This window comes from bacterium, from assembly GCA_030652805.1.
Classification (GTDB): domain Bacteria; phylum JAHJDO01; class JAHJDO01; order JAHJDO01; family JAHJDO01; genus JAHJDO01.
This window is the reverse complement of sequence record JAUSPT010000044.1, coordinates 18,734-41,872: the sequence shown is the minus strand read 5'-3', so window position 1 is coordinate 41,872 and position 23,139 is coordinate 18,734. Positions and strand designations below refer to the sequence as shown.

The window sequence follows — 23,139 nt, the reverse complement described above, 5'->3', positions numbered from 1 at the left end:
TTTCCAAATCTAATTGGATAGGGATATTACGTCTGTCGTTAAAAAAGGAACTGACAGAAAATCTATTATGGACTCTTGCAAAGAATATCTTCAGAAAAAAATAGACCTTACAAAGAAAAACAGGAACTATTCAAAGATAGTTGCGTTGATAGGGAGAGATAAAAGGGTTATTGATTTCGGATGTGGTTCTGGTTATTTTACCAAGATTCTCAAAGATAAAGGATGCAGGGTAACATGTATTGATATCTTGGAGGCGGAAGCAAGAAAGGCCATCCCTTTCAGCGAAAATGTAATAATCCATGACATTGACACCATCAATCTTAAGGAGCAGTTGAATGGGAAATATGACGTGGCTCTATTTGCAGATGTTTTGGAACATCTCAAATACCCTGAAAGGATACTTTTACAGACAAAGAGATTTCTTCATCCTCATGGTAGCATTGTAATAAGCGTACCAAACATAGCACATGTAACCATAAGACTAGCTCTTTTAATGGGCAAATTTAACTATCAGAAAAGAGGGATATTGGACAGAACTCATCTGAAGCATTTCACCAGAGAAAGCATATTGAGACTACTTGTTGAATGTGGTTATCGGGCACAATCTATTGATGGTACAATTCTTGGTGTCTCACACTTCTATATCGAGTCCGTAGCAAAAACAATAGGGGTAGATAATATTAAGAAGTTTGAAGAGTATCTCCTAAAAGGCGATGCTCTTGTTGGCCAGTTTGTGATAAAGGCCTCTGTTGCAGATTATATACCAAAGAGTCTGGATGTTCCGGAGATAAATGAACAATTTATTGACTATGAGAATGTAAAATCTTACGTTCTCGATCTTGAGAGAAAGATTAGTTTTTTGAGCAAAAGAAAAATTGAACGGGTATTTACCTTTGTACGGAACTGTCTCAGGAAATATAAGCAATGAAAATAGCCCTGGTTCATGCAAGTATTACGTCGTGTGGATTTAACAGTTTTGGCAAAGGAGACCTTACTGAAAGCACATGGATAAGTCATGGTCTTTGTTCTATAGCTGCCTTTGCAAATAGCAAAGGTTTTAGTAATGTTGAACTAATAGATTTACGCAGGTTGAAGAACTGGCAAGACTTCACTCAAAAAATAATGAATAAAAATCCTGATGTAGTTGGTATAACCATGATGAGTGTAGATTTCAACCCAGTCATGCGATCTGGAGTTTCCCCAAAAAATTTATTCATAAGTGACTGCAAAATCGAAGGATAACTGATTTGAGCATTTATTTTTGTCAGAATTCGCGAAATTTTTAGATTTGTAGTTGAATAAAACCTTGTATATACCGTCAGCTATGGCGTATTGCTTAAAGTCTGGTATCTCAAAAAATCTTTTCGCTTTCTCATACAACTTTCTCAATAATATGTTCAGTTTTATCTTTTTCCCTAACTCAATACTGACAAAGTAAAATATCGCATGAATCAAAGCTACTGTGTTCCTTATCGCAATGTAACTTCTAACTCTGACGTCCTCCAAATTGTATGACTGTTTAATGAATCTGTAGCTCTCCTCACATTTCCATCTGGTTAAATATGTATCCAATATCCATTCCATATCATATTTGCTTCTTATCGGCTTTGTATTAGTTAGCAGCATCATTGGTTTATCTCCAAACCCTTTTATTACTACCATCCATAGCGGCTCATCCCAAAATGTTAATTTCACTTTCTTAGAACCTATGGATATTTTTCTCCTATCCAGTTTTCCTTCTTTTCTGATTACTAATTCTCTTGTTCTCCAGCAGTGACAGTTATTCGCTATCCTTAGAGCCCTTCTCTTTTTATCCCCAATCCATAAATCTCTTGTTCCAACCATCCTTATTACAAACCTATTTTTATTTTCTAAAAAAGGTTTTATTATCTTTTTGCGGTCTCCTCCTCTGTCTATGCAGTATATACCTCTGCCATTCAGCACACTGCTTACCGCTTCTACTGCATGTTCTATCTGCTCATTTTCGCTTTTGAATCCTTTTGCTCCTGCTGAATAAAGTTCGCTGTAAAGCGGAATTAATTCTTCTCCGTCTATGTCCGCTCCTACTATCTCACATGTCCAATATCCCTTCTTTATCTTTCCTGTACTTCCGTCTCTCACCCTCTCTAAAAATTCTAAACTTTTACTATGCTCCTTAGAAATATCTCCCAAATCTACTGCTAACACTGTATCATTACTTATCCTTAAAGCTCCTTCCTCTATTATTTTCTTGTTAATTTCTTGTGTCAGGTCTTTCTGTGACATCTGTCTGGATAACCTGTTCTCTGTCTTTATTAAACGTATTTTTTCTTCCAAACTTCTGGAAATGTTTGATAATTTTATATCCTTGCATGCTTGTATTCCATACATCATTCCAAACAAAAACTTTTGCTTCGGTTTCGATAGCCCTCTTCCTATCTTGTTACTGAACATTTTGATCTGCGCTTTTAATTTGCCTGCTGTTTTGCTAGTATTCTCCATTGAGATCCTCCTTGTTTTGGTTTTTAGAGATTCCCCAAATTTTAACAGATTTGGGTACCAATCACAGGGAGGATTCTCTATTTCCACTTCCTAACTTCCTTAACTTACTGATATTACTAACGTTATACTTCTTATTATCAAAAAAATGGGGAAACTCCAACATGCGATGTATTGACATTATTAAAAAAGTTAATCCGGAGATTAAAATAGTAGTGGGGGGACCACATCCTAGTTTGATGTTGGATGAAGTAGCTTCCAACTCAAAAATTGATTATATCATGCTTGGTGAAGGAGAAATAAGTTTTACTAATCTATTAAAAAATATTCAAGAAGGCAAAAATAGAAAAAGGATTATTCAAGGAATCAAGCCGGAGCTTGATAAACTTCCTTTTATAGATAGAGAGCTTTATGAAGGTTTTGAAAAACCTTGCATAGAAGACTTCCCCAGCCCTTTTTCCACTATTATTGCGGGAAGAGGATGTATATATAATTGTAGTTTCTGCCAGCCTTCAGAAAAAATTCTTTTTGGGAAAAAAGTTCGACGAAGGTCAGTTGACAATGTAGTTGAAGAACTGAAAATCTTAAAAAAAAGATATGGATTCAAGAGTTTTTTAATCCATGATGACTGTTTGACAGAAGATAAAAAATGGATAAATGAATTCTGTGAAAAATATAAAAATAATGGATTTAACCAGCCTTTCTACTGTCAAACCAGAGCAGACATCATTTGTAAAAATGAAAATTTGGTAAAGCAAATGAGGGACTCAGGACTAGCAATGTTTATTATCGGGTTTGAAAGCGGAAACCAAAGAATATTAAATTTTTTACGAAAAGGAACTACTGTTGAACAGAATTATAAAGCTGCTGAAATGTGTAAGAAATATGGAATAAAAATTTGGGCCAATTATATGATGGGTATTCCCACTGAGACCAAGAAAGAAATGATGGATACAGTGAGAATGATTAAGAAGATTAAGCCCGCTCATTGTAGCCCAGCGTACTATACACCGCATCCTGGAAGTGATTTATATACATATTGCATTGAAAATAATTTATCTTTGATTGCTAACCATGACAGTTATAGAAGAAATCCAGGTGAGGCAAAAATAAAGGGGGTTGACTATAAATTTTTAAATCAGGCTCTGTTAGACTCAATGCATTATGGGAAGGTAAATATACGCCTAAGCCGAATTTTCTTAGAAAACAAGCAACTAATGTTTTGGAAGGAACGCATTAAAAAAACTTTTTTGGGGAAAATACTCGTAGGGTGGATTAAGAAAATTATTAAATATGTGTGAAAAAGTCTCCATAATCATTCTAACTAAAAATGCGGAAGAAAATATATTTGATACTCTCACAACGGTTTTCAAACAGAGAACTTCTTTCCCTTTTGAAGTCATGGTTATAGATGACAGTTCAACTGATAAAACTGTAGAAATAATCAAAAAATTTTCGAAGGTCACACTTATCCAAATCAAACCCGAAGAATTCGGCCATGGAAAAACAAGAAATCTTGGCGCTAGTTTAGCCAGTGGACAATATCTGGTTTTTCTAAATGGTGATGCTATCCCTAAAGACGAATATTGGCTTTCATCTCTGATTGGAAACTTCAAAAATAATGATAAAGTGGCTGGAGTATATAGCAGACATCTTCCCAGAGAAAATTGCCACTTATATATGAAGCTAGACCTCTTTAATGGAATGCCACCAATAAAAATGATAAAGCAACTTAAGAATGTTTCAAAAGATGAGATCAACCTTTTTATTAACGATTTAATCCAATTTTCTACTGTGAGTTGCGCAATAAAAAAAAGAATCTGGGAGAAAGAGCCATTTGACGAAAGATTAGTTTTAGCGGAAGATCAAGATTGGTCAAAAAAAATGCTAGAAGAAGGATATACAATAATATATGAACCAAGCTCTATGGTATTTCACTCTCACAATTATACTCCAATGGAATTTTTTATCTATCATCTCAAATGCGCAAGAATGTTCAACTATATCAAAGGTAACCCAAGAACAAGGAAAGGTATTTTATATTCGATTTTATTTTCCCCCTTTAATATTTTCCTCCAAATAATACATCAGACAATTTATGCTTTGCAAAGAGGCTACAAACCTGCTAGGGTTTTAAAAGAAGGAGTCATAACTTTTATTTTAAGGTTTAGCGGCCTGCTGGGAAATATCTGTGGAGCAAGGAGTAAAACACTTAAATAATAAACTATCAAAAAATGAATTTTGTGTCTGTTATCATTGTCAATAGGGACGTGAGCTTTTTAAAAAGATGTTTGGATTCTGTATATCAACAAACTTACGAAAAGATTGAGGTAATTCTCATTGATAATGCATCGTCTGATGGATCAGTAGAATTTGTTACGATGAACTACCCTGCTACTGTAGTGGTAAGAAATTCTGTTAATGAGGGTTTCTGTAAGGGCAACAATCGTGGCTTTGCGCTGGCTAAGGGAGAATACATAATGCTTCTCAATGCAGATGTCTATCTAAAGCCGACATATGTAAGCGAGCTTGTTAAAGCTGTTGAGAGTAGTAATAAAATTGGCTCATCCTGTGGGAAACTGCTGCGGATGAAGCTGGATGGAACATTTACAAACATCATCGATTCAGCTGGCATACAGATTGGAAAGAACAGAAATTTTCTTAACCTTGGCTCAGGTGAAGCCGACCGTGGTCAATATGACACGCGCTTATATGTCTTCGGAGTTCCTGCGACTGCTTGCCTTTGTAGGAGAGAAATGTTGGACGATATTAAAATCGGCGGAGAGTATTTTGATGAAGCCTATTTCATGTATTTTGAAGATGCTGATTTGAGCTGGAGGAGTCAACTTTTTGGCTGGAAGTGTATCTATACCCCGGTCGCGGTTGGATATCATATTGGGGGTAGTTTTCCCGATGAGTTGCCCCATCGAGCTAGCTCGAGAACCATGGACTACCTACTTTTCAGGAACAGGTATTTGACCATGATAAAGAATGACATAGTGAGTAACTGTCTCCACGATTTATTTCATCTTGCTATGTTTGAAATAAAACAGCTCGTAAACACTCTTTGTCTGCGACCTTATCGATTCCGGGCCATAAGCCGACTCTTAAGGCTGTTACCGTATGCCATTTCCCGGCGTAGATTAATTCAGGAGAGAAGAGTGGTTTCTGCAGTAGATATGAGACATTGGTTCTCTTAAATTGATATGGACATTACGACGCAAGTTCTCTCAATTGTAATAGTTAATTGGAATGCTGAAGGGTTTTTGAAAGATTGCCTAAATTCCATTTACAAAAGTTGTAAGTTAAAACTTGAGGTGTTTGTAGTAGATAATTCTTCTTCTGACAAAAGCATGGAAGTGCTCGAGAACGAATTTCCTCAAGTTAAAATAATAAAAAATAAAGAGAATTTAGGATTTGCTAGAGCTAATAATCAAGCAATAAAACAAAGTAGAGGAAGATATGTATTAATGTTAAATCCGGACACCATTGTTTTACCCAATGCTTTAGATATTATGGTAGAATTCATGGATGAACATACTGAAGCTGGCGCATGTGGCCCTAAGTTGCTAAATCCAGATGGGAGCTTACAGCCTTCCTGCAGAAGCTTTCCTACGCTTCTAACGACATTATTTGAAGAGACTTTATTAAATAGGATCTTTCCTAAAAATAGGGTTATTGGTGAATATAGGATGGGATATTGGGATCACGGTGATATTTGGGAAGTTGACCAACCAATGGGGTCGGCTCTAATGGTAAGGAGGGAAGCCATTGAGCAAGTTGGGCTTCTAGATGAGCAATTTTTTATCTATTATGAAGAGGTTGACTGGTGCTACCGGATGAAAAAGCGAAGCTGGAAGGTGTTTTTTCTCCCCCAGGCGCAAATAATTCATTATGGGGGAGCCAGCTGCAACCAGGATAGAGGCATTAACTTGATGGAAATGTATCGCAGCCTGATTAAGTTCTTTCGGAAGCATTATGGGCAGACCTCGGTAATCTTATTAAGGTTTCTGATTGTATATGGACTGCTCCTAAGAACATTTATCTTTTCTATTCTCTATCTATTGAGCAGGGAGCAATTAGAAGCAAGGCAGAAATTGAAGGCCTGTTTAGCGGTTTTTAGAGAGGCTATTCGATGAGAAAAATGCGAGTCCTATTCTTAACACAGACCGCAGAGCTTGGAGCAGCCAGTAGATACCTGGTCTATCAGTACTTAAGGTTTCTGGAGCAAGAAGGCATTGAATGCACCGTGAGCCCTGGCATACCTTCCAAACATTTCTCAAAAGCATATTTCACCGAGAGTCTCCTTAAAAAAATTCCCTATCACGGTCTAGTCTTCCTAAAACGACTCAGGGAACTGAGCTCTCTTAACGGATATGACATTATCTTCGTGCAAAAGTGTGTGCTGCCTCAGACCTTTCCCGTCATTGAAACGATAATTTCTCATTTGAATAAAAAACTAATCTTCGATATTGATGAAAGCCTCTTCTATTTGCCGCCGCGCCGCAAGCGAAGCACCCTTTACAGATTGCGTTATAATGCCATTCCACGGATCCTAAAGATGAGTAGACATGTTATTGCGGGCAATAATTACCTCAGGGATTATATCTTAAATTATAATAGCAATGTTTCAGTAATTCCAACCGTAATAGATACCGACCGATATGCTGTGAGAGACTATAAAAATGATAATAACAAAAACATTGTCATCGGCTGGATGGGAAATCCTACCACTAGCATCTACCTTGACCAGTTGAGGACAGTTTTTAAGGTGCTTTCCCAGAGATATAATATTACCATACGCATCATTGGTGCCAACGGTTTTAAAATCGATGATGTCGAGGTGGATAGCCGTGATTGGAATCTGCATTCCGAGGTCAAGGAACTGCAGGATTTTGATATTGGAATAATGCCCCTAACAGACGATGTATGGACTCGAGGGAAATGTGGTTGTAAGATCTTACAATACATGGGAGTAGGCGTGCCTGCAGTTGCTTCCCGCATCGGAGAAAATGGCAAAATTATCAAGGATGGAATCAATGGATTTCTAGCGGATTCTAATGATGAATGGATTGAAAAGTTATCCTTGCTCATTGAGGACCCGACTCTCAGGCAAAAGATGGGAAAGGAAGGCCGAAATACAGTTGAAAATTTTTACTCTCTCAAGGTAAATACTTCCAAGTTAAAGGCTGTTTTGGAGAAAGTTTATTTAAGTTCATGAGAGAATAAAAAAGTGAAAGCAGTTTCTATTTACGATCAAACAATAGAAATAGAATTATGGAAAGAATTATACAATATGTTTTAATCCTCATAATCATAATTACCCCGTTTGATTATGGATTCCTGGATTTAAAGATACTTACCTTAACATTACTTCTTTCTTTAACTCTTTTTTTCTTCTCACTTTTAAGAGGGCTCAAAAACAGCAGGATTTCCTTTGTTATTACACCTCTGTATATTCCGCTGTTACTTTTATTATTCATTATTGGCTCGTCCTTTTTTTACTCCATTTACCCTTATTCCAGTCTCACTGAGATTATGAGAATTTTCTCTTACCTTCTTATCTTCTTAGCAGCTCTGAATACTCTTTCTACTTCTAAATTTCTTTTAATTTTTAAGGTTTTGGTTATCTGGGTTACTATTTTGAGTATATACGGACTAATAGAATATTTTCTAGAGAGAGTTCCTGCGGTTGATTCTGTATTTGCCTATCACAATAATTTCGCCTGTTATCTTCTTCTCAGCGTACCTTTGGCCATAAGTTTGGGCAAAGAAAAAAAGTTTTTCTTTTGGTTAGGAGGATTCAATTTTCTGGTTCTTTTATTGACAGGCGCTCGCAGCAGCTGGTTAGCTTTTCTCTTAAGTTTCTTAATTTTTATTCCTCTGGTTATTAAATACCTAAAATGGAAATGGCTCATCATTTCTTTACTGGTTTTAGTACTCTCTTTAGGTCTGCTTTTTACTTATGATCAAACATTTAGGAACTCTGGGCTTGCCAGTAGAACAAAAAGCCTCCTGTCCCCTTATAAAGTCTCAAGTGTTCAGGCGCGTTTCAAATACTGGCAAAGCGGCTTTAAAATCATTAAAGGAAGTTTTCCTTTCGGAACCGGAATCCAAACTTTCTATCAAATTTATCCCAAGTATAAACACTCTAGTTTCAAATCCTGCACTCACCATTTTGCCCACAATGATTATCTGCAGCTTCTTTCTGAAGCAGGGATATTAGGGCTGGGGGCTTTTATCTATCTAATCTTCTTTTATCTCTATCTCCTCTTTAATATTATTTTCAAAAAAAGAGGAAAAGAGCCTGTCTTTATTGGTATAGGAATGGGCTCAGTCTGTTTCTTTCTACACAGTTTTTTGGAATTCAATATATATATTCCTGCGCTAATGGTAGTTCTTTATCTGTATTTTGCTTTTGTTGGCAAAGAAAGCTCCTTAGGGGTAAAAACTCTCGAGATTTCTGCTTCAAGCAAGAAATTTCTTTATCCGAGTCTTGGGATTGTATTTCTTCTGCTTGTCTGGGTTAGCAGCCTTCCTTATCAGGGGCAGATTTATAACGAGAAAGGACTGATACAGTCCAAAAAGGGCGATTTTCTCACAGCTTTAGAAAGTTTCAAAAAAGCAGGCAGATTAAGTTCTTTGAATTCTAATGTGTGGACTAACTTAGGAAAAACTTATTTTAAGCTGGAAGATGCGGAAAGCGCTAAATCGGCGTTTCATAAAGCCATTAAGTCAAATCCCTATGAAGCGATTAATTATGAGCTCTTAGCTGATATATTATACAAAAGCGGTTCTGCAAACGATAAAATTAGGGCTGTAAACTATCTTGAGAGGGCAAAAAAACTCAATCCCTCTCAGGACAGGCTCGGTTTTAAGCTGGGTATACTTTATAAAGACTTGGGGCTGGATAAAGAGGCGGCGCACAAACTGCTTGAAAAATTAGAAAGGCGAGAAGATAATATTTAACTCACCCTGACCCTCTCTTGAGAAGAGAGGGAAAGGGCTATCCCTTCTCTTGGAAGAGAAGGGTAAGGGGATGAGTTGGAGGGGCAAGGAAAGAGTGGCGATTAGAATGGAGAAAATAATTAAAAATTTAAAATTAAAAATTGCAGCCATAGGCTGCCATGGCTTTACAGTGATTGAGTTAATTATGGTGATTTTAATTGTTTCTATTTTAGCGGTAGTTCTAATACCAAAAATTGGAGGCATTCATTCATTTAAGCTTGATGGGGCAGGGCAAAAACTGGTTTCTGATATAAAATACGCTCAAAAGCTGGCTATGTCCAAACACCAGATACATGGAATTTTGTTTGAACCCGCTCAGGAGAAATACACAGTATATCAGGACGGTGCAGATACCCCGGTAGAAGATCCCCATCGTCCCGGATCTTCTTTAATTGTGGATTATGATGATGAACATTTTGAAGGGGTTGATCTTTACTCAGCTAACTTTACAGGCGGAAATGAAGTAAGATTTGACTGCTTTGGTACACCTTCTGATGCATCAGATACGCCATTGACAGTAACTGGCGAGGTGGTGCTAAAATGTAGTGGTGAGCAAATTTCTATACAGGTAACTCCCAACACGGGCAAAACAGAAATGGTTAAATAGAAATGAAAATCGCAAAAGGCAAAGTGAAAAATAAAAAACACTGTGGTCTATGGTCTATGGTCTATGGTCTGTGGTTTATTAAGAGAGGAATGACTCTAATAGAGATAATTATAGTAATAGTAGTCCTTTCCATAGCTATGCTGCCCCTTCTTATTATGTTTAGCAATGTAGTCGCTAAGAGCGCTGAAGGACAGTTTGTCCCCACGGCTACTCTTTTAGGCCAGGATTTAATTGAAGAAATAGAGAGTAAAAGATACGACGAGAACACGGATCCTCCGTGGACAGTAACATTAGGTCCTGAAGAAGCAACCAGAGATGATTATGATGATGTTGATGATTTTAAGGGATATAGTGAAGATCCCATTAGCGGCTATCCAAATTACAGCAGTTCTGTAGATGTCTATTATGTTGAACCTGGAGATTTAAATATAGAAGTAACAGGTCCTACCGATTTCAAGAAGATTATTGTAATGATTAGCCACAGTCAGACAGGAGATATAGAATTGGTTACAGTAATGCAAGGATACTAATGAAAAGTCAAAAGTCAAAAGTCAAAAGTCAAAAATTTAAAGAAATTCTGACTGTTGATAAAAAAGGATTTACCATAATTGAGCTTATCATGGTAATTGTAATAACAGGCATAATAGCGGGTATCACTGCGATGCTGTTATTGCAAGTGATGAACGTGTACAGTTTCGTAACTGTAAGAGAGGTTATTTTATCTGATGGGGAGTTAGCTATGGGAAGAATGTCCAGAGAGATCAGGCAGATTGAAGATGTCTATAGCATTTATAAAGCTGATAGCGAAGAAATAGAATTTGAAGATGCTTATTATAACCTAATCAATTTCAGACGCTCCGGCGGTTCTCTTCTGCGAAATAGCGATGAATTGGCAACTGACTTGACCAGTCTAACTTTTCAGTATACTACCAGTGACGGCAATCCTCCAGTAGTGAATGACCCTGCTACCCCGGAGGAAGAGGAGACTAATATTAAAAGAATCCAGATAAACCTTACTATTAAAAAGGGCGATGAAGAGATAGCGCTGCAGTCTCAAGTCTATCCCAGGAACCTATGAAAAAAACTCAAAACGCAAAATGCAAAACGCAAAACTCAAAAGCTGAAAATTTTCTGCCTTCTGCCCTCTGCCTTCTGCCTTCTGGAAACAACCGAGGCGTAGCTGCAGTTATGGCTGTTTTTGTTCTGATTCTTTTCTCTCTTCTGGGACTTGTGATATGTCCGCTTTTTTCCACTCAAAGCGCTGGCAAGGTCAATTTTTTAGCGTCTCAGCAGGCTCTGCAGATTGCTGAAGCCGGCAGGCAGTATGCTGTCTGGTATCTTAATACACAGGATAATTTATGGGCTACAGATTGGACTCCGGAACAAACTCTGGGCAGGGGCACCTGGCGGGTAAAAGTAGAGAGTGATACAGGAATAATAGTTACTTCCAAGGGTTATGTGCCTCAAGAAACTAATTTCCGGGCACAGAGAATAGTAGAAATGGAAGGGATTTATGATATTAATGAAAGCACTCATCCAATTTATAGTTATGCTTTGTATACTGACTCACAAGATGTTATTGCCGATTCCCCATTAGTTTTTGACGGAAGCAGTTATACTCTTTCTACAACCGAAGATAATGACGGCGATGCTGATGTCCATTCCAATGAAACAATTACGTTTTTAAATGGCAGTGGACAGGTAGTGGCTGGCACTGTTTATTCAGCTAATCAAATAGATGCATCCGGCTGGACTGGCACCCCTTGGAGAGATGGAGCCTATGCCGATACTGGTGTAATTCTGCCTCCTTATATGGGGGAGGAGACTAAAGACTACTATAGGCAAAGAGCGCAAGCGCAGGGGAATTATCATCTTGGTGACTTTACTATTACAGGAGATCTTCCGCTGAATTCCATCCTCAGCGGGACAGCTACTTTGATATTTGCCGAAGGTAATGTAACTATTGGAAATGTCATCTATAGAGGACCGCAGATTTTCGGGAATAATTATGCTGCCGGGGTAGGGACTATTGTAGCCGGGGGAAACATGACTATCAATGGCTATATTGAACCTCATAGTGGGATAATAGGACTCTGGAGAGATAGATGTACTTTGGCTTTAGTGTCTTTTGGGGATGTAAGTTATCAGGAAGAGCTTATTGAACCCCCTTATTATGAAGATGATAGAATATTGAATATTGAGGATAGCGCGGGAGAAGATACATTTATTTTTAATAATGAGAATATTACTATCACTTATCAACGTAATCCTGGAGACTGGCGTTCAGCATACGGTTGGATAACCATTGCTAACCATGACCTATCCTATTATAACGATGTCTATATAGGAACACCAAGTGGGGATCTCTTTTCCTATACGTTTCATACCAGTAGTTTGCCACCACCGCCCGATGGAAATGACTGGTACTACTTCCGGGTGCAGATTTGCCGAAGAAGTAATAGAACCCAGTTGAGAAATCAGGTTTATGCCTACTTTATTAACGGTAGCCCTTCCGAACCACAACATTCTATTAGATGTTATGAGGATGCTGGTTTTACTCAGGAGACAAGTGAGTTTGAGAATGAAGGGACCATCTATCTTAAGATTTATACTAAAAATTCAGGTGCCGCTATAGATATCATTGAAATAAGCGACTATCCACGGCAAGAAGTTGAAGATCTTTCAGGAGAACAGGAAAATGAGATCAATGATGGAACATATATTACCTGTAACTTTGATCTTCCCGCTCTTACTACTGAATACTGGTGGTATAATCTATATGTTACCACAGATGATGGATGCTATTTTGCCAAACAAATCTATATTAAACCTGCTGGAGCAACAGATGTATATAGCTGTATTTACGCGGATGATAAATTCGGAGTTCCCGAAAGCAGTAATCTTAAAATTACGGGAAACTTAGCAACAAGACGTGGGCTAACTCTCACCCCGGACAGCCCTTTGACCAATTTAGAAATAGAGAAAGATACTGAAGCTTTCCGAGGCGATCTCCCCTGGCAGCAGAATGACCCCAATGCTGTTCCCGGCGCAGTCAGTTTTAGCTATACATGGAAGGAAGTGAAGGATTAAAAGAGATTAAATTCGAGGTACAAAGTACATAATCGCAGAATTATCTTAATAACCAAGTTTTATTGTATAAAAAACGGAAAATACAAAGTTTGCATATTAGTTGTTCGACAAGAATAAAAGGAGGATTACTTGAGATATTTAGTTATTTTATTAATAAGTATTGCAATCGTGTTTATAATATTTTCATATAAACAGAAAAATCTAGATGCACCCGATAACGCAATATTAATAATAAAGCCATATTGGCATAATGGAACATGGGTCTTTGACGATAAAAGAGTGAATTTATATCAAGAACCATTTGTCGCGGGGATACCCGAAATAATTAATCAGATTACAAAGGATATTCCAAATGCTAAAAATGGGTTTAGATTATTGTTTTCAGTTAATCCATTTCCAAGTTATCAAATAAAATTAACATGGTTAAGAAAAGAAAATGATGGGAATTGGTATTATTCAGATAGTTTAAAAATGGAAGGCTGGTTATGTCCAGCTCTGTTTAAGTATTACAAGAAGACTCCAAAAAATATATATGCTAAAGCAGAGACAATAGATGAATGATCCTTGAGTTTCCCCATTTTTTTGATAGTAGGAAGCGTAACATTAGTAATATCAGTAAGTTGTGGAAGTTAGGAAGTGGGAATAGATAATCCTCCCTGTAATTGGTCCCCAAATCTGTTAAAATTTGGGGAAACTCTAAAGCACAATGTGTTTGATTTTATAAAAGTTTTAAGTATAATAAAAACTCAAAATTGGAAAGCAAAAATGGAATAGGAGGGTTTTAGCTATGAGAGAAAACAAATACACGGCAATAACAAAAAAAGATGACGATTGGCTGGATAGAAGAAGTGCCAGGCGTAAATTGCCAAGGACATACGCATGGTGAATTGATGAAAAATCTCGCTATAACATTGAAAGAAGCTCTGGAATTCAACAGACAGGATGAGATTGCTTCGCTAACGCTCGCAATGACAGAAGGGACGTTTTCCGGATGAAAGATAAGATTTTATTAGAGAAAAAGGGGGGATGTACTGATTTAGAACGGTTTGCTGGTGAGTGGGTAGCTTTTTATGAAAATAAAATTGTGGGGCATAGCAAGGCGCTTGAAGATTTGATGAGAAGCATGAGAAGTCGTTCATTTAAGAAAAAACCATCTGTTCTGTTAGTACCACGCAGGGAAGAAGGTCCCTATATTCTCATACTATGAAACAAGAATTTTCTTATTTAAAAAAAGGTAAACAGTCTTTTCCTGTGATAGATGTAGAATTAAAAGGCAGAAAAAGATCTTTAGTTGTTAAAGCGTTAGTCGATTCAGGAGCAACGTTCTCCATCTTCCGAACAGAAATAGCCGATTATTTAGGAATAGAGATTGAAAAAGGAAAGTCAATTTACTTAGAAGGTATTGGAGGAAGAATACTTGGACATGTTCATACTCTGCCATTGAAATTAGGAGAGAAAACTTTTCCCTGCAAAATTGTTTTTTCTTATGAATTTACAGTCTCATTTAATCTGTTAGGTAGGGATAATTTTTTTCTTCCTTTTGTAATCAGCTTTGCCGAAAGAACTCAGAAAGTTACTGTGGAAAATTTAGAAAATGGATAAACACAGGTTTAGAATTTTGAAAATTAAGATTTTGGATTTGTTTAGGATTTCGTCCCGAATGCTTTCGGGAGGATTTCGGATTTTGTGGTTTGCTCAAGCAAAGCGAGAGGTATTATGTTCCCCGGAGAGATAGGTTTTTTAAGACCAGGAGAAAAAGTGAGAATATTTATTCACAGTGGGGAAAAACGCTATGTATTTATTTCAAGGATAAAGGATGTAACTTCAAATTTGGGGAAAGTAGAAGGACCTTATGAAGAAGAGATATCTTCTTTAATTACCCCTGGCACAAAGCTAAAAATATCCTTAATGTCGCATTTTGATACAGAAAAAGGTCTTCCAGTAATTGATACTTCTGTAACACATTATAGTGAAACTCCTCTGCCTCTTATAAGTTTTTCTACAAAGGAGGCTACGCTTGGATGGGAAAAAAAGAGAAAATATTCCAGGTATAAAGCAACGATTCCTGTAAGATGCCGATGGGAAACTGGTGAGGAAAAGAGTAAATGGAGCACGAATATAAGTGAAAAAGGAATTCTTCTTTCTAGCTTCTTGGAGAATGAGATAAAAATAGGAAATATTTTTCAATTAAATCTTTTTATTCCCTCAGGGAAAGAGATAGTAAAAGCAAAAGGGAAAGTAACTCGCTTAGATCCAATAGGGGACGACAAATATCAAGCAGCTTTTGAGTTTGTTTCTATGGACCAAGCCAGTTGGAATACTCTTATAGGTTATATTACATAATATCTGTGATTATAAAAGCTCTCTTCTCATTTTTTATGCCAGGTGGTCTTCTATTCCTGATAGCGATGGTCTTTGTACACCTGGACATGCTGGCTGAGTCGCTGCCTGCGGTTGTTAATGTCTATTCATATGTAGTTTTGGGCACAGGGATATTGATTGGCTGGCGTTTCAATAGAAGCAGATTAATTTTCCCTATTCTTTTTTTGGCTTTAGCTGATAGCTCGCTGTTTCACTTTGTTTCTGGCAGTGAGGTATCGATGGGACTAGGACGAATTATTTATAACGCTGCAAGCATTCTGTTGCCGCTGAATCTTGCTGTATTCTCTTTGATAAAGGAGCGAGGAATTGTGACTATACGCGGTCTATGGCGTATGAGTCTGATTCTCTTACAGGCATCGGTTGTCGTTCACATCTGTCGTTACCATTATTTTGATATTTGCGCCTATCTCGAATATTCAATAATTGATACTCATCTCTTCAGCCGCACATCCATGTCCCAGCCGGCTCTGTTCACTTTTGGAGCAGCATTCATCATTATTGTTATTCGCTTTATTATGCACCGGGATGCTATTGAAAGCGGCTTTTTCTGGGCATTGATATCGACTTTTTTTGCCTTAAGCAATGGCTGGGTTGAATATCATTCCACAATGTACCTTACTACAGCTAGTCTTATTTTGGTTGTTTCAGTAATTGAAACTTCCCACAGTATGGCTTTTAAAGATAAATTGACAGGCCTGCCTGCGCGGCAAGCCCTGGACGAGGCCCTCCTCAAACTTGAGATTGAGGAGGGCTACACAGTTTCAATGCTTGATATTGACTATTTTAAGAAGTTTAACGATCGGTATGGACATGATGTGGGGGATCAGGTATTGCACATGGTTGCCTCAAAGCTGTCTAAAGTGAGCGGAGGCGGCCAAGCATTTCGCTACGGAGGAGAAGAATTCACTATAATTTTCCCTGGTAAATTTGTGGACGAAGTTATACCGCACCTGGAGCAATTAAGAAAAGAGCTCCAATTGTCGAACTTTCTCATCCGCAGTCGCAGTCGCTCCCGTGCTAAATCGCAAAGCTCAAAAGCCATGAAAAACTCCCGAAAGGGAGTCTCCATTACCATCAGCATTGGGGTGGCTGAACAAAATGGTCGCCATAAGAGTCCACAGCAGGTGGTCAAAGCCGCAGACAAGGCGCTCTACCGCGCAAAGAAAGCTGGACGTAATCGGGTTAGTGCTTGATTTTTCTGAAAGTTTTAGGTATAGTAAATAAAGTAAAAAGTAAAAAGTAAAAGTAAAAGATTAGATAAGAAAATTTGTTTTCTTTTAACTTTTGCACTTTGAGCTTTAGGCGGGAGGTATTATGTTCCCTGAGGAGATAAAATTCTTAAAGCCGGGAGAAAAGGTAAAAGTATTTGTTTCTAGTGGACAAAAACGCTATGTATTTGTCTCAAAGATAAAAGATGTAACGTCAGATCTGCTAAAAGTAGAGGGCTCTTATGAAGAGGAAATTTCTTCTTCGCTTTCCCCTGGCACAAAGCTAAGAATATCATTAATGAGCCATTTTGATACTGAAAAAGGCCTTCCAGTAATTGATGCTTCTATAGTGCGCTATAATGAAGTTTCTGTGCCTCTTATAAGCTTTTCTGTAAAGGAAGCAAAATTTGGATGGGAGAAAAGGAGAAAGCATTTTCGCTACGAGACAGTGATTCCAATAAGGTGTCGGTGGAAAAATGGAGAGGAAAAGAGTAAATGGAGCGTAGATATAAGTGAAGGCGGAGTTTCTGTTTCTCCTTTTTCAAAGGATGAGATAAAGATGGGAGATGAGTTGGAATTAACACTTTTTATTCTATCAACGAAAGAGACACTAATAGTAAAAGGGAAGGTAGTTCGATTAAAAGAAGTAGATGGCAAATATCAGGTTGCTTTTGAATTTGTTTCTATAAATCAAGCCAACTGGAATATTATTATAAGTTATATTCTGGAACTTGAGCAGCTCCAAAGGAAATGGTAATATGACAGCATGCGTTGTATGGGGAGGAGTCTTTTTTCTTTTAGGATTACTTTTTGTGTTTTCCCCTGGTATGCTTCAAAAAGCCAACAATTTAGGCAATCGCCTTCTTTTCTCAGATGAAAGAGCTTTTATTTATCGTAGAATGGCAGGAATAATCTTATTTTTATTAGGAGCATTCATTCTCTACAGAGGGTTAAGATTGTGACTCCATTGGAGATTTTAGCTCAACGTAGCACGAAGATTTATAAAGAGTTTTTCCTGCCCTATACGACAAGCTTACGGAATAAATCTCTAACGAGGTTTACTTTAACACCTCTCTTTTTAGGTTTAGATATTGGGTTTTTTAGTATAAAAATTGCTCAATTTAGAGGATCTCGTCTTACAGGAGCAGCCTATAAAGAAATTCCTCAGGAAATAAGAGCGAATAAGGAAGAAGTCTCACGTTTTATCATTCAAACCCTGCCATCTATGTTGAAAGATGGTAAATTTGAAGGTAAAAATGTAAATTTTTTCGTTAATGGTCCTCAGCAGATTAATGTTTCTTCATTCACCTTGCCATCCACCCTTTCTGGCAAAGATTTAGAAGGGGCGATTGTAATGAGGTTAAAGAAAGAAACTAGTTTTGATTTTAAAACTAGTTTCTATGATTTTAGTTCTACTCCCTTACCTGGAAGTAATGAATGCAGGATCATAGGAGTAGTCAGCCCTCAGGAAGTAATAGAAGAAAAAGTTGATACCTTGCAAAAGGCAAAACTTATTCCTGTTAGTTGCAATACAGTTGGATATCTTCTCCAGAACCTGCTGAAAATTAGTAAAATAATGGATGAAAAGGAAGTGGCAGTCTTTATGAATGTGGGGGGTAGAGTCACTACTATGAATTTTTTTAAAGGAAACAAGTTCCAGCTCACAAGAGAAGTATATATGGGAGGGGATGATATAACTAAATCCTTACTAAGACCTATAATTACAAAGGAAGGGAAAAAGACACTATCTTATACACAGGCAGAAGCTATAAAGAAAGACTATGGAATAATTGGAGAAGAGGATAAAAAGGAGATTGAAGGAGATATTCCTTTCTCTCAAATTTCCGCTATGATGAGACCTTTCTCGGAACGGTTTTTAAGAGAAGTAAATCGGTCCTTTACTTTTTATGAGAGAGAGTCCAATACTAAAGTGGATAGAATATACTTATGCGGTGGCGGTTCTAATCTTAAGGGGTTAGATGAATTCTTAAGTAAAAGCTTAAACTCAGAAATAATTCACTTTAATCCTTTGAAAAATCTTTCTCTGGAATTGCCTCCTGAACAGAAAAAAAACCTAGAAAAGATCGGTCCTGATTTAATCTTTGCTCTTGGAGCAGCTTTGGATAAGGAAAAAGAGATTAATCTTCTCCCTCCCCAACTTAAACTTACTTATAAACTTTCCAGTATAAAAACAGGTATTACCATAGCAATTATTTCATTTGCTCTTGCTTTGTTCTCTCTTTATGGATTGGTCTCAGCAAAAATAAAACAACAACACGAATTGATTAAGAACAGCAAAGCATATTTAGCTCCTGTTGAGGAGAAATTAGGCGCATTGGACGAACTGCAAAATTGGCAAAAAAAAGTGGATATGATGAAGAATGTTTTTCTTAAGGCAGGAAAGCAGCCCATTTGGGAAGGAGTTTTGAAAGAAGTATCCCGACTTATTCCTGAAGGTATAGTATTAAGTTCTATATCGCTAGACACTTCTTCTAAGGAAGTAATGAAATTGTTCATGAAGGGAAGCATTGTTTCTTCTGCTTCCATTGAACAGTTCCCTTTGGCTGAATTTTTGATCCAACTTAGAACTTCTCCATTTTTCTCTCAGGTGGAGATGTTATCTTTTCTAAAGAATATGGAAACAGGAAAAGCAGATTTTGAGCTGAATTGTAAAATAGTATACTAACTTATGAGAAATTCTAATAGGGATATTTTATGAGAATTGGTTCTCAGGAGAAAAGTTTTATAGTTTTAGGAGTAATATTAATTGCTTTAATTCTATTTTTCTTTTTTGGTTTTTTACCAGGGAACAAAAAGTTGAATGAATTGAGGAAGGATTTAGAGTCTGTTCAAAATAAATTGGAAAAAGCTCGGAAGGAAGTAACAACTTTGCCTATAATATATCAAAAAATAGAGGAAGCTAAAAGCAGCTTTTCTTCTCTTAATAAAAAATTGCCGGATACAGTAAATATTCCTGAGATTGTTAATCAATTGAGCAGAGAGCTTAATAAATTGGACATAAAATTAGTCTCTTTAACCCCGGATATAAAAGAAAAAACAGAGGAAGGGGAAATAGGCAGAATGGATATTGAAATTATTGCTCATTTTACTTACCTTGCCTTAGCTAACTACCTGGGGAGCGTTAGTAAATTACCGCTCTTATTTAAAGTACAGGACCTAAAAATTGAAAAGGATGAGAAAATAGCTCCTTATCTCATGGTTCGCCTGGTAATGAGCAGTTATTTTCTATCCACAGATGAATCGGGGAAATGAGTAAAACTACTAAAGAGTTAATAATGACTGCCATTCTAGTGGGTGTTTTGGTATTTGTTGTTATTAATCAAGTAGGAAAAGCAAAAAAGAAAACATCTCCCGCAAAAGAAGGGAAGAGTATAGTTTCTGTTGAAAAACAAAAGAAAGAAAAGAAGGAAGAGGTTATCCTGCCATCCAAAGTTACTCCTGAACTGAAGGAAATTATTGAACTTCAAAAAGCAAAAGCTTCTGAACAATATGGAAGAGACCCATTCTTTCCTTCAGCTGAAGTTTCAGAAGGAAAAGAAATGCAGACGAAAGGACATCATATTGCTTCTCTTGTTCTTAAAGGTATAGCGTGGAAAGGAAAGACTCCTATGGCGCTAATTGGTGATAAAATAGTAAAAGAAGGCGATATAGTTGGAGAATATAAAGTTATCAGTATTCAGAAAAATAGAGTTGTTTTGACAAAGGACGGAAAGGAACTTATACTTACACAAGAATAAAGAGGTTGAGAAAAATGAATAAAAGGATTCGTAAATTTTTTGTTCTACTATTAGTTGTTTTTTTTCTATTTCCTTCAGGGAATGGAATATTACATTCAGAGGAAGAGCTCTTAATCAGCTTAGATTTTGATAATGCCGAAATTAGAGATGTACTTCGGGTTCTGGCAGAACAGCATAATCTTAATATCATTGTAAGTGAGGAGGTAAAGGGCGAAGTAACTGTGCATCTTACGGAGGTAAGATTAGAGAACGCTCTTAGGGTTATTTTGGGGACAGAAGATTTTGGATACTTGAAGAGAGGCAATATTATTGAAGTAGGCAGCTTAGAAAGATTGAAATCTTTGAAAGCGGCAGAAGACGAAGCGATTCTTGGAACAACTACCGAGATTTTTCATCTGAAATATGTAAACGCAGAAGAGATTGAAAAAACTATTAAAAAGTGTCTCTCATCAAAAGGGAATACAACTGTTTACTACAGCACTATACGCAGCGGCTGGCCGGTTGGAGGAATAAGCAGCGGCGAAGGAAGTATGGGAGTTGTCCCGAGAACCGCTAACAAGAGGGAAGAATTTTCAAGAATGCTTATAGTGAGAGATTTTCCTGAGTATCTCACGAAGATAAGACAACTTGTTGAAGAACTTGATAAGCTTCCAAAACAAGTTCTTATTCAAACCTTGATTGTAGAGGTAAGCCATGACCTAACAAGGGATATAGGGATTGACTGGAAAACTCTTAACTCGCTAGGAACTGCGGTAGGGGACATTCGTTATGGAGATTTTGGAGAGACATTAAGAGGAGTGGTAGAAGGTGGAACTGTAACAGTCCCATCAACAGGTTTTACAGGACTTACAGCTACATACAAACGACTGGAATCTCCAAGGTTTGAAGCAGTTATTAACGCATTAGAAGAGAAGGGCAAGGCAAATGTCCTCTCAAATCCTAAAATACTGGTTCTTAATGGGCATGAAGCTACAATTCTTGTAGGAGAGAAATATCCGATACTGACAACCGATATTTCGGCGGATGGAAATGTTACAAGTGAATCGCTTGCCCACTATGAGCCTATCGGCATAACATTAAAGGTTGTTCCTATAATATGGGAAGGCGACAGGGTTAATATGTCAATTCATCCTGCAGTAACTGAACTTGGAGATAACGTTACAGGCAGCACTGGGTTAACAGTAAAGCGAATCACAACAAGGGAGCTTGATACGAATATAACTATCAACAGCGGGGAGACGATTGTAATTGGCGGACTTATAAAGAATAAGGAAACCGTAACACGCTATAAAGTCCCTCTCATTGGCGACATTCCGATTTTGGGATGGCTTTTCAAGAGAGAAAGAAAAGTAACTGAGAAAACCGAACTGCTTATCTTCATTACACCAACAATAATGGATACTCCCCAGCTTACGGAAGGAGAAAGAGCCAGCATGGAAGAAACTTCTAAAAAGTTGAAGAAAGAGTTTGGTCTGAGACCTAAGAAATTGAAGGAGGAAATGAATAGATGAAGTATAGAAAAGGGGTAAAAACATGGGAGATAAAATTATGAAGAAAAGGACAGTGGGTTTGATGGTTGTGTTTTTACTTATGGGTCTTAAGCCCATAGGAACAGCCTTCTCAGACCAGAAACAGGAGGGCGCGACAGCGACAAAGGAATTGAAAGAAGAAATAGAAAGAAGTCAACAGAGATCAAAATGGTTGGAAACTTACATTGAATCTGTGGAAACTCAATCAGAGGAAAAAGAAAAAGCCATTCTTCTCTTAGAGAAAGAGAATAAGAAGTTAGAGAAAACAAATGAGGCCTTGGACAAAGACTATGCAGTTTTAGAGGCGAAACAGAGAAAACTGAATGAAGAAAAAAACCGGTGGGAGGAAGAAGTAAAAGAATTAAGAAAAGATAAAGATAGACTTGAAAAAAGAATGGTTAAAGTAACTGGAGAGAAAGAAACTTTGGAAAACCAGATACAACAGTTAGAAACTAAAATGGGAGATACCCTTGCGAGAAAAGAAGAAGAGATAAAGAATTTTAGACAACAGTTAACCACCCAAACTGAGACTATCCATGAACTTAATAAAAAACTTGCTGAAGTACAGGGAGAAGTTTCTAATTCCCAAAAAAAATTGGAGCAAGCAATGCTTTTAAAACAGATAGCTGAGGGAGAAAAAAGGGGAGATGAACGTCGGCTGCGGAAAGAATGCATAGCTATGCATTACAAATTAGCTTTGGTTTATCAGAAAACAGATCGTTATGAGGAGGCAGAAAAGGAGTATATGAAAGTCCTCTCTTTTGACCCAAATAATTCCGCTGTGCATTACAACATGGGAATTCTTTATGATGATCATCTGAGAAATAATAAAAAGGCGGTCCATTATTATCAGCAGTATATAAAATTTTCTCCAAACGCAAAAGATGTATCCTTGGTAAAAGAGTGGATTCTTAGGATTCAAAATAAAAAATAGCTGAATATTAAGAAAAGTAACGGATGAACATAATTTTGATAGGAATAGGTGTTTTGTGCTTAGTTTTTTCCATTCTTTTGCTCCTTCTGCCCTTTGTTCTTTTAAGCTTATCTACCTTTTTTAATCGTATTTTTTCAGTAGATAA

At 37.2% G+C, this 23,139-nt stretch carries 26 protein-coding genes and 1 pseudogene; 25 read left to right on the top strand and 2 right to left on the bottom strand.

The window, feature by feature from the left end; all coding sequences use genetic code 11:
- The first annotated feature begins 13 nt into the window (after positions 1–13).
- Positions 14–928, top strand: a complete 915-nt coding sequence (locus tag Q7J67_04920; protein MDO9464621.1) for a class I SAM-dependent methyltransferase — start codon at positions 14–16, stop codon at positions 926–928.
- A complete protein-coding gene (locus tag Q7J67_04915) occupies positions 925–1,242 on the top strand; it encodes a hypothetical protein (GenBank protein ID MDO9464620.1) in 318 nt (105 codons plus the stop codon). Before Q7J67_04920 ends, Q7J67_04915 begins: the two co-directional genes overlap by 4 nt.
- Here the strand turns inward: Q7J67_04915 and Q7J67_04910 are convergent.
- Positions 1,210–2,481, bottom strand: coding sequence for a transposase (locus Q7J67_04910; GenBank protein ID MDO9464619.1), 1,272 nt, complete (start codon positions 2,479–2,481; stop codon positions 1,210–1,212). The two genes, Q7J67_04915 and Q7J67_04910, sit on opposite strands and share 33 nt — an antisense overlap.
- A gap of 161 nt (positions 2,482–2,642) precedes the next feature.
- Between Q7J67_04910 and Q7J67_04905 the strand changes: the two genes are divergently transcribed.
- The 5 genes from Q7J67_04905 to Q7J67_04885 are packed head-to-tail and all read left to right on the top strand — an operon-like array spanning position 2,643 to position 7,699.
- On the top strand, positions 2,643–3,779 hold the full coding sequence (locus Q7J67_04905) for a radical SAM protein (GenBank protein MDO9464618.1): 1,137 nt from the start codon (positions 2,643–2,645) through the stop codon (positions 3,777–3,779).
- Positions 3,772–4,698, top strand: a complete 927-nt coding sequence (locus tag Q7J67_04900; GenBank protein ID MDO9464617.1) for a glycosyltransferase — start codon at positions 3,772–3,774, stop codon at positions 4,696–4,698. The genes Q7J67_04905 and Q7J67_04900 overlap by 8 nt, the downstream gene beginning before the upstream one ends.
- A gap of 14 nt (positions 4,699–4,712) precedes the next feature.
- Positions 4,713–5,678 carry a glycosyltransferase family 2 protein gene (locus Q7J67_04895; GenBank protein ID MDO9464616.1) on the top strand — a complete coding sequence of 322 codons (966 nt, stop codon included), beginning with the start codon at positions 4,713–4,715 and terminating at the stop codon, positions 5,676–5,678.
- Between the two features lie 6 nt (positions 5,679–5,684).
- Positions 5,685–6,617, top strand: a complete 933-nt coding sequence (locus tag Q7J67_04890; GenBank protein MDO9464615.1) for a glycosyltransferase family 2 protein — start codon at positions 5,685–5,687, stop codon at positions 6,615–6,617.
- The gene (locus Q7J67_04885) at positions 6,614–7,699 is read left to right on the top strand and encodes a glycosyltransferase family 4 protein (protein ID MDO9464614.1); all 1,086 of its coding nucleotides are present in this window, start codon (positions 6,614–6,616) and stop codon (positions 7,697–7,699) included. The genes Q7J67_04890 and Q7J67_04885 overlap by 4 nt, the downstream gene beginning before the upstream one ends.
- 112 nt (positions 7,700–7,811) lie before the next feature.
- Here Q7J67_04885 and Q7J67_04880 read toward each other — a convergent pair whose 3' ends face one another.
- Positions 7,812–7,961, bottom strand: a complete 150-nt coding sequence (locus Q7J67_04880) for a hypothetical protein (protein MDO9464613.1) — start codon at positions 7,959–7,961, stop codon at positions 7,812–7,814.
- Between the two features lie 55 nt (positions 7,962–8,016).
- Between Q7J67_04880 and Q7J67_04875 the strand changes: the two genes are divergently transcribed.
- From Q7J67_04875 to Q7J67_04790, 18 genes and pseudogenes are all read left to right on the top strand, one after another.
- Positions 8,017–9,447, top strand: coding sequence for an O-antigen ligase family protein (locus Q7J67_04875; GenBank protein MDO9464612.1), 1,431 nt, complete (start codon positions 8,017–8,019; stop codon positions 9,445–9,447).
- 94 nt (positions 9,448–9,541) lie between these two features.
- Entirely contained in the window at positions 9,542–10,093 is a 552-nt protein-coding gene (locus Q7J67_04870; GenBank protein MDO9464611.1) for a type II secretion system protein, read from the top strand.
- Positions 10,094–10,095: 2 nt separating this feature from the next.
- Complete coding sequence (locus tag Q7J67_04865) at positions 10,096–10,623, top strand: prepilin-type N-terminal cleavage/methylation domain-containing protein (protein MDO9464610.1); 528 nt, start codon at positions 10,096–10,098, stop codon at positions 10,621–10,623.
- On the top strand, positions 10,623–11,171 hold the full coding sequence (locus tag Q7J67_04860) for a prepilin-type N-terminal cleavage/methylation domain-containing protein (GenBank protein MDO9464609.1): 549 nt from the start codon (positions 10,623–10,625) through the stop codon (positions 11,169–11,171). Before Q7J67_04865 ends, Q7J67_04860 begins: the two co-directional genes overlap by 1 nt.
- Complete coding sequence (locus Q7J67_04855; GenBank protein ID MDO9464608.1) at positions 11,168–13,183, top strand: hypothetical protein; 2,016 nt, start codon at positions 11,168–11,170, stop codon at positions 13,181–13,183. Before Q7J67_04860 ends, Q7J67_04855 begins: the two co-directional genes overlap by 4 nt.
- 177 nt (positions 13,184–13,360) lie before the next feature.
- Positions 13,361–13,744 carry a hypothetical protein gene (locus Q7J67_04850; protein MDO9464607.1) on the top strand — a complete coding sequence of 128 codons (384 nt, stop codon included), beginning with the start codon at positions 13,361–13,363 and terminating at the stop codon, positions 13,742–13,744.
- 226 nt (positions 13,745–13,970) lie between these two features.
- Positions 13,971–14,178: pseudogene (locus tag Q7J67_04845) on the top strand (type II toxin-antitoxin system HicB family antitoxin).
- Positions 14,175–14,390, top strand: a complete 216-nt coding sequence (locus tag Q7J67_04840; protein MDO9464606.1) for a DUF5678 domain-containing protein — start codon at positions 14,175–14,177, stop codon at positions 14,388–14,390. Before Q7J67_04845 ends, Q7J67_04840 begins: the two are co-directional and overlap by 4 nt.
- Complete coding sequence (locus Q7J67_04835; GenBank protein ID MDO9464605.1) at positions 14,387–14,785, top strand: aspartyl protease family protein; 399 nt, start codon at positions 14,387–14,389, stop codon at positions 14,783–14,785. Before Q7J67_04840 ends, Q7J67_04835 begins: the two co-directional genes overlap by 4 nt.
- A 114-nt stretch (positions 14,786–14,899) precedes the next feature.
- Positions 14,900–15,526, top strand: coding sequence for a flagellar brake protein (locus Q7J67_04830; protein MDO9464604.1), 627 nt, complete (start codon positions 14,900–14,902; stop codon positions 15,524–15,526).
- Positions 15,527–15,561: 35 nt separating this feature from the next.
- Positions 15,562–16,758 (top strand): GGDEF domain-containing protein, encoded by a 1,197-nt coding sequence (locus Q7J67_04825; protein MDO9464603.1) that lies wholly within the window; start codon positions 15,562–15,564, stop codon positions 16,756–16,758.
- A gap of 121 nt (positions 16,759–16,879) precedes the next feature.
- On the top strand, positions 16,880–17,530 hold the full coding sequence (locus Q7J67_04820; protein MDO9464602.1) for a PilZ domain-containing protein: 651 nt from the start codon (positions 16,880–16,882) through the stop codon (positions 17,528–17,530).
- Between the two features lies 1 nt (position 17,531).
- A complete protein-coding gene (locus tag Q7J67_04815; GenBank protein MDO9464601.1) occupies positions 17,532–17,735 on the top strand; it encodes a hypothetical protein in 204 nt (67 codons plus the stop codon).
- Positions 17,732–19,459, top strand: coding sequence for a pilus assembly protein PilM (gene pilM / locus Q7J67_04810; GenBank protein ID MDO9464600.1), 1,728 nt, complete (start codon positions 17,732–17,734; stop codon positions 19,457–19,459). Before Q7J67_04815 ends, pilM begins: the two co-directional genes overlap by 4 nt.
- A 29-nt stretch (positions 19,460–19,488) precedes the next feature.
- Positions 19,489–20,046: a type 4a pilus biogenesis protein PilO gene (gene pilO / locus Q7J67_04805; GenBank protein MDO9464599.1), complete on the top strand. Its 558-nt coding sequence runs from the start codon at positions 19,489–19,491 to the stop codon at positions 20,044–20,046.
- Positions 20,043–20,531, top strand: a complete 489-nt coding sequence (locus tag Q7J67_04800; GenBank protein MDO9464598.1) for a hypothetical protein — start codon at positions 20,043–20,045, stop codon at positions 20,529–20,531. Before pilO ends, Q7J67_04800 begins: the two co-directional genes overlap by 4 nt.
- A gap of 14 nt (positions 20,532–20,545) precedes the next feature.
- Positions 20,546–22,042 (top strand): secretin N-terminal domain-containing protein, encoded by a 1,497-nt coding sequence (locus tag Q7J67_04795; GenBank protein ID MDO9464597.1) that lies wholly within the window; start codon positions 20,546–20,548, stop codon positions 22,040–22,042.
- 37 nt (positions 22,043–22,079) lie between these two features.
- A complete protein-coding gene (locus Q7J67_04790) occupies positions 22,080–22,994 on the top strand; it encodes a tetratricopeptide repeat protein (GenBank protein MDO9464596.1) in 915 nt (304 codons plus the stop codon).
- Positions 22,995–23,139 lie beyond the last annotated feature (145 nt).

Excerpts from the sequence above, each read along its gene's own strand:
- Q7J67_04915 (MDO9464620.1), top strand. The coding sequence starts at position 925 with ATGAAAATAGCCCTGGTTCATGCAAGTATTACGTCGTGTGGATTTAAC.
- Q7J67_04910 (MDO9464619.1), bottom strand. The coding sequence starts at position 2,481 with ATGGAGAATACTAGCAAAACAGCAGGCAAATTAAAAGCGCAGATCAAA.
- Q7J67_04905 (MDO9464618.1), top strand. The coding sequence starts at position 2,643 with ATGCGATGTATTGACATTATTAAAAAAGTTAATCCGGAGATTAAAATA.
- Q7J67_04900 (MDO9464617.1), top strand. The coding sequence starts at position 3,772 with ATGTGTGAAAAAGTCTCCATAATCATTCTAACTAAAAATGCGGAAGAA.
- Q7J67_04895 (MDO9464616.1), top strand. The coding sequence starts at position 4,713 with ATGAATTTTGTGTCTGTTATCATTGTCAATAGGGACGTGAGCTTTTTA.
- Q7J67_04890 (MDO9464615.1), top strand. The coding sequence starts at position 5,685 with ATGGACATTACGACGCAAGTTCTCTCAATTGTAATAGTTAATTGGAAT.
- Q7J67_04885 (MDO9464614.1), top strand. The coding sequence starts at position 6,614 with ATGAGAAAAATGCGAGTCCTATTCTTAACACAGACCGCAGAGCTTGGA.
- Q7J67_04880 (MDO9464613.1), bottom strand. The coding sequence starts at position 7,961 with ATGAATAATAAAAGTAACAGCGGAATATACAGAGGTGTAATAACAAAG.
- Q7J67_04875 (MDO9464612.1), top strand. The coding sequence starts at position 8,017 with ATGAGAATTTTCTCTTACCTTCTTATCTTCTTAGCAGCTCTGAATACT.
- Q7J67_04865 (MDO9464610.1), top strand. The coding sequence starts at position 10,096 with ATGAAAATCGCAAAAGGCAAAGTGAAAAATAAAAAACACTGTGGTCTA.
- Q7J67_04860 (MDO9464609.1), top strand. The coding sequence starts at position 10,623 with ATGAAAAGTCAAAAGTCAAAAGTCAAAAGTCAAAAATTTAAAGAAATT.
- Q7J67_04855 (MDO9464608.1), top strand. The coding sequence starts at position 11,168 with ATGAAAAAAACTCAAAACGCAAAATGCAAAACGCAAAACTCAAAAGCT.
- Q7J67_04840 (MDO9464606.1), top strand. The coding sequence starts at position 14,175 with ATGAAAGATAAGATTTTATTAGAGAAAAAGGGGGGATGTACTGATTTA.
- Q7J67_04835 (MDO9464605.1), top strand. The coding sequence starts at position 14,387 with ATGAAACAAGAATTTTCTTATTTAAAAAAAGGTAAACAGTCTTTTCCT.
- Q7J67_04830 (MDO9464604.1), top strand. The coding sequence starts at position 14,900 with ATGTTCCCCGGAGAGATAGGTTTTTTAAGACCAGGAGAAAAAGTGAGA.
- Q7J67_04825 (MDO9464603.1), top strand. The coding sequence starts at position 15,562 with ATGCCAGGTGGTCTTCTATTCCTGATAGCGATGGTCTTTGTACACCTG.
- Q7J67_04820 (MDO9464602.1), top strand. The coding sequence starts at position 16,880 with ATGTTCCCTGAGGAGATAAAATTCTTAAAGCCGGGAGAAAAGGTAAAA.
- Q7J67_04815 (MDO9464601.1), top strand. The coding sequence starts at position 17,532 with ATGACAGCATGCGTTGTATGGGGAGGAGTCTTTTTTCTTTTAGGATTA.
- pilO (MDO9464599.1), top strand. The coding sequence starts at position 19,489 with ATGAGAATTGGTTCTCAGGAGAAAAGTTTTATAGTTTTAGGAGTAATA.
- Q7J67_04800 (MDO9464598.1), top strand. The coding sequence starts at position 20,043 with ATGAGTAAAACTACTAAAGAGTTAATAATGACTGCCATTCTAGTGGGT.
- Q7J67_04795 (MDO9464597.1), top strand. The coding sequence starts at position 20,546 with ATGAATAAAAGGATTCGTAAATTTTTTGTTCTACTATTAGTTGTTTTT.
- Q7J67_04790 (MDO9464596.1), top strand. The coding sequence starts at position 22,080 with ATGAAGAAAAGGACAGTGGGTTTGATGGTTGTGTTTTTACTTATGGGT.